Source organism: Bacillus cereus group sp. BfR-BA-01379 (assembly GCF_022663605.1).
Lineage (GTDB): Bacteria > Bacillota > Bacilli > Bacillales > Bacillaceae_G > Bacillus_A > Bacillus_A mobilis.
The window spans coordinates 1-4,088 of sequence record NZ_JAKUFT010000148.1; the positions used below are offsets into that span (position 1 = coordinate 1).

Consider the following 4,088-nt stretch of genomic DNA (forward strand, 5'->3'; position numbering starts at 1 on the left):
CCAACAAAAGAAGTTGAAGGATCAAAAGACGCAGTAAACCAATCAGCAGTAGTTCAAGAACAAAGCGTGAATAATCAAGTTGTGAAAGAAAAAGTAGTAGAGAATCAAAACGTGAAAGAAAATAATCAAGCTGTTAATAAGCAAGAAGAAAGCAAAAAATCATTAGGAGCAACAGGTGGGCAAGAAAATAATGTATCTTTATTTGGTGGCCTAGCGCTAGTTCTTTCATCATTAAGTATGTTTGTATTTAGAAAGAGACTATTTAAGAAATAAAAACGTTTTATCTTATTATAACGAAAAATAGTTATATAATTTTTTGAGAAGACATTATTATGGCGATTTCATTTTGAAATATGCTTATGATAATGTCTTTTTTTTGAAGGATATAAATGGAAAAAGTGTAAATGTATTAGAGAAGGAGGAGAGGTTATGTATGTTAGTACTATTTTAAAGGTTGAAGAGATTGCGTCATTTATTGCAACTGTAAATAAAGACGCTACTCATCATGTTGGTTATTGTGGAGACGAGAAAGAGGAGTTGTTACAGACAATTATCCATGATTTTTCGGATATAGGATGGGAACAATCTTTTGTTGCTACTTATGAGAATAATAATTTAATAGGTGTATTAGGATTTGATGTGGATGAAGTAAAAAAGTGTGCAGAAATTTGGGGACCGTTTATTCTTTCAGCAAATTGGGAAGAAGTTGCTTTACATATGTGGGAAGAGCTTATAGAAAAGATGCCTTTTTATATTGAAAAGTTTTATGGTTTTTATCATGTGGAAAATAATAATTGTGCCCGCTTAATGAAGGATTTACATGCAAAAGAACAAGATCGACATAGTATTTTTAGTTTAAGCCATAATACTGTGGAAGAACGTAGTATATGTAATGTAGAAGAAGCTTTACCAAAAGTATTTGAGAAGTTTATCTCTTTACACAATAATGTTTTTCCTAATACGTATTATGAAGGAAATGAAATTATCGAACGTTTAAGTGATACGAATAAATTATTTGTAAGTATGAAGAATGATAAGTTAGAAGGTTACGTATATGTTGAAGTAAATGCGGAGTTTCAAGAAGCGAATATCGAATTTATTGCAACTGCTGAAAATAGTAGAAGAAAAGGTGTCGGAGAGCGCTTATTACAATCGGCAATTCAGTATATTTTCTCCTTCCAAGGGATGAGAGAGATAGAACTATGTTTGAATACGAATAATGATCGTGCGATGAAATTGTACAAGAAAGTAGGTTTTGAGGAGAAAGCATGTTTACAACACTATATAATAGAGTAAAAACCCATTCGTATGAAGATTATAATTCATACGAATGGGTTTTATTTAATTTACTTTGCCGCCCTCAGTAATAATGGATTCGGGTGCTAATCTTTACATAACTTTTTTTATTTTTTTCGGAACTTCTTTCGTTTGCGAATTAACATCTTCTTTTCGCAGCTCTTTAAAGAGCGAAGTAACCATAAGAACGACTACGATAGAAAATGGTAGTGCTGCGATTATAGCTGCAATTTGTAGTGCATTTAATCCTCCAGCTTGTAATAAAAGAGCTGCAATGATCGCGATTGTTAATCCCCATATAAGTTTTAAACTATTTTTCGGTGATAAGCTTCCGTTACTCGTTTGCATTGAAACAACAAACGTTGCCGAGTCGGCAGAAGTAACGAAAAATGTGGCTACTAAAATTAACCCGATAACCGTTAAAAATGTAGAGAATGGTAGGTGTGAAATAACAGCAAATAATCCAATCTCTGTACCGTTTTTTGCGATTTCATCAGCTATTCCAAGCGATTGGAACATTTCCATATGGATAGCGGTACCGCCAAATACTGCAAACCAAAATGTACAGATAAGAGTTGGGACTAATACAACTCCAATAATAAATTCTTTTATTGTGCGCCCTTTAGAAATACGAGCGATGAATGTACCGACGAATGGAGACCAAGAGATCCACCATCCCCAATAGAAAATAGTCCAGTTTTCAATCCAAGAAGAAGATTTTTCATTAAATGCTCCTAAATTTAATCCCATACTAGGTAAAGATCCGATATAAGAACCGAGTGTAGATGTGAAATATTTCATAATAAATACAGTTGGTCCTAAAAGTAAAAAGGAGATGAGTAATATACCTGCAAGAGAGAAATTTAAGTTACTCAAATATTTAATCCCACGATCTAAGCCCGTTTGTGCGCTTGTTAAATATAAAACAGCGAAGATGGCGATAAGTACGAGCTGTGTAAGTAAAGTGTTATGAATAGAAGGGAATAAATAGCTTAATCCTCCGGCGATTTGTTGAGCACCAATCCCAACAGATGGCACAATACCGAATACTGTGGCTAAAACAGCTAAAATATCGACTGTTTTTCCGATAGGAGAATTTTTCGATCGATTAAATAATGGAGTAACTGTAGCCCCAATTGTGCTACCTTTTTGTTTGCGGAATGTGAAATATGCAATTGTTAAAGCAACCATTGCGTATAGTGACCATGGAAAGAGACCCCAGTGGAAAAATGAATATTGCATAGCGAGCTTGGCGCTTTCCTCTGTACCTGCTTTTCCTGTTAATGGATCTGTAAAATGTGAAATTGGTTCAGCGATTCCATAAAAGAGGAGTCCAATTCCCATTCCTGCTCCAAACAACATAGATAGCCAAGATGGATAACTATACTTTGGTTTTTCTTCATCTTTACCAAGACGAATAGAACCGTACTTAGAAAATGCTAAATAAGTGGCTAAAATAATCATTGCGGTCATAAGTAGAGAGTAAAACCATCCAAATTTATTGAGGATAAATGAATTTAAGGAAGATGTAACACTTTGTAAATCATAGCCTTGTATCCAACTTGCCGGGCTAATTCCCCATATGATGAATAATGTTGTTAGCAAGATGGAGATATAAAATACACTGTTCTCTTTTTTTATCATAGAATCCCACCCTTGTTTAATAAAGTTAACAATTATATTAATCATAACAATTAAAAGTTTAATTGTCAAAATATTCCCTTTTTAATGCATGAAAAAGGACTGTTTAATCGCTATAGATTCATACCTATTGGAGGTTAGATAAAGGAGAGGTTGTTCACGATATGTACAAAATGTAAGAAGAAATAATATGAAATATTGCATTTTATATTTTTATATCTAGATTTTATGTTAAATTCTTGGATGGAATATTTAAATAGGGGGCAAGGATATGAACAAGAAATCAAAAATTAATAAAATAATGCTTAGCATTAGTACAATGGCTCTATCACTGGGGGCAATTCAAACTCATGTATCAGCAGAAGAAAAGGTGCCATATAATGTATTGCATTCGAAACCGGTTGGAATTGAAAAGCCAGTAGATGAGATTGGGCACGTTTCTAAAGCAGAGGAGACATTATCGTTTAAAGAACGGTTACAAGTAGGAGACTTCTCGCAGCGACCAGCATCTATTATGAAGAGCTCAGAAGTAAAGCAAATGAAAGAAAGCTATTCAATGGCTGATTTAAATAAAATGAATGATCAAGAATTAGTTGAAACACTAGGAAGTATTAAGTGGAATCAAATTACAGACTTATTCCAGTTCAATGAAGATGTAAAGGCTTTTTATAAAGATAAAGGAAAAATGCAAGTAGTTATAGATGAATTAGCTCATCGAGGTAGTACATTTACGAAAGATGATTCAAAAGGAATTCAAACGTTTACGGAAGTGTTACGTTCAGCTTTTTATCTTGCATTTTACAATAATGAATTAAGTGATTTAAATGAGAGAAGCTTCCAGGATAAATGTTTACCAGCTTTAAAAGCAATCGCAGCAAATCCAAACTTTAAGCTCGGTACATATGAGCAAGATTCAGTCGTATCGGCATACGGTAAATTAATCAGTAATGCTTCAAGTGATGTAGAAACGGTTCAATACGCAGCTAATATTTTAAAACAATACAATGATAATCTTCGTACGTATGTAGACGATCTTATGAAAGGTATTGATTATGATATGCAATCTTATTTATTTGAAACTCGTAAAGAGGCAAAAGATACAATGTGGTATGGGAAAGTAGATCGGTTTATTAATGAAATAAATCGTATCG

At 33.3% G+C, this 4,088-nt stretch carries 4 protein-coding genes; 3 read left to right on the plus strand and 1 reads right to left on the minus strand.

What is annotated here, in order from left to right:
- Nucleotides 1–273, plus strand: a 273-nt coding sequence (locus MR113_RS26900) for an LPXTG cell wall anchor domain-containing protein (protein ID WP_242257447.1), incomplete at its 5' end; no start/stop codon positions are given.
- 156 nt (nt 274–429) lie between these two features.
- Nucleotides 430–1,296, plus strand: a complete 867-nt coding sequence (locus MR113_RS26905) for a GNAT family N-acetyltransferase (protein ID WP_242257448.1) — start codon at nt 430–432, stop codon at nt 1,294–1,296.
- Between the two features lie 93 nt (nt 1,297–1,389).
- On the opposite strand, the gene opuD is transcribed toward MR113_RS26905, so the two are convergent.
- Entirely contained in the window at nt 1,390–2,940 is a 1,551-nt protein-coding gene (opuD, locus tag MR113_RS26910; protein WP_242257449.1) for a glycine betaine transporter OpuD, read from the minus strand.
- 268 nt (nt 2,941–3,208) lie between these two features.
- On the opposite strand from opuD, the gene MR113_RS26915 reads away from it, so the two are divergent.
- On the plus strand, nt 3,209–4,088 hold an 880-nt coding region (locus MR113_RS26915; protein ID WP_242257450.1), incomplete at its 3' end, for a M9 family metallopeptidase N-terminal domain-containing protein.

Coding starts and splice junctions, on each gene's coding strand:
- MR113_RS26905 (WP_242257448.1), top strand. CDS start 430: ATGTATGTTAGTACTATTTTAAAGGTTGAAGAGATTGCGTCATTTATT.
- opuD (WP_242257449.1), bottom strand. CDS start 2,940: ATGATAAAAAAAGAGAACAGTGTATTTTATATCTCCATCTTGCTAACA.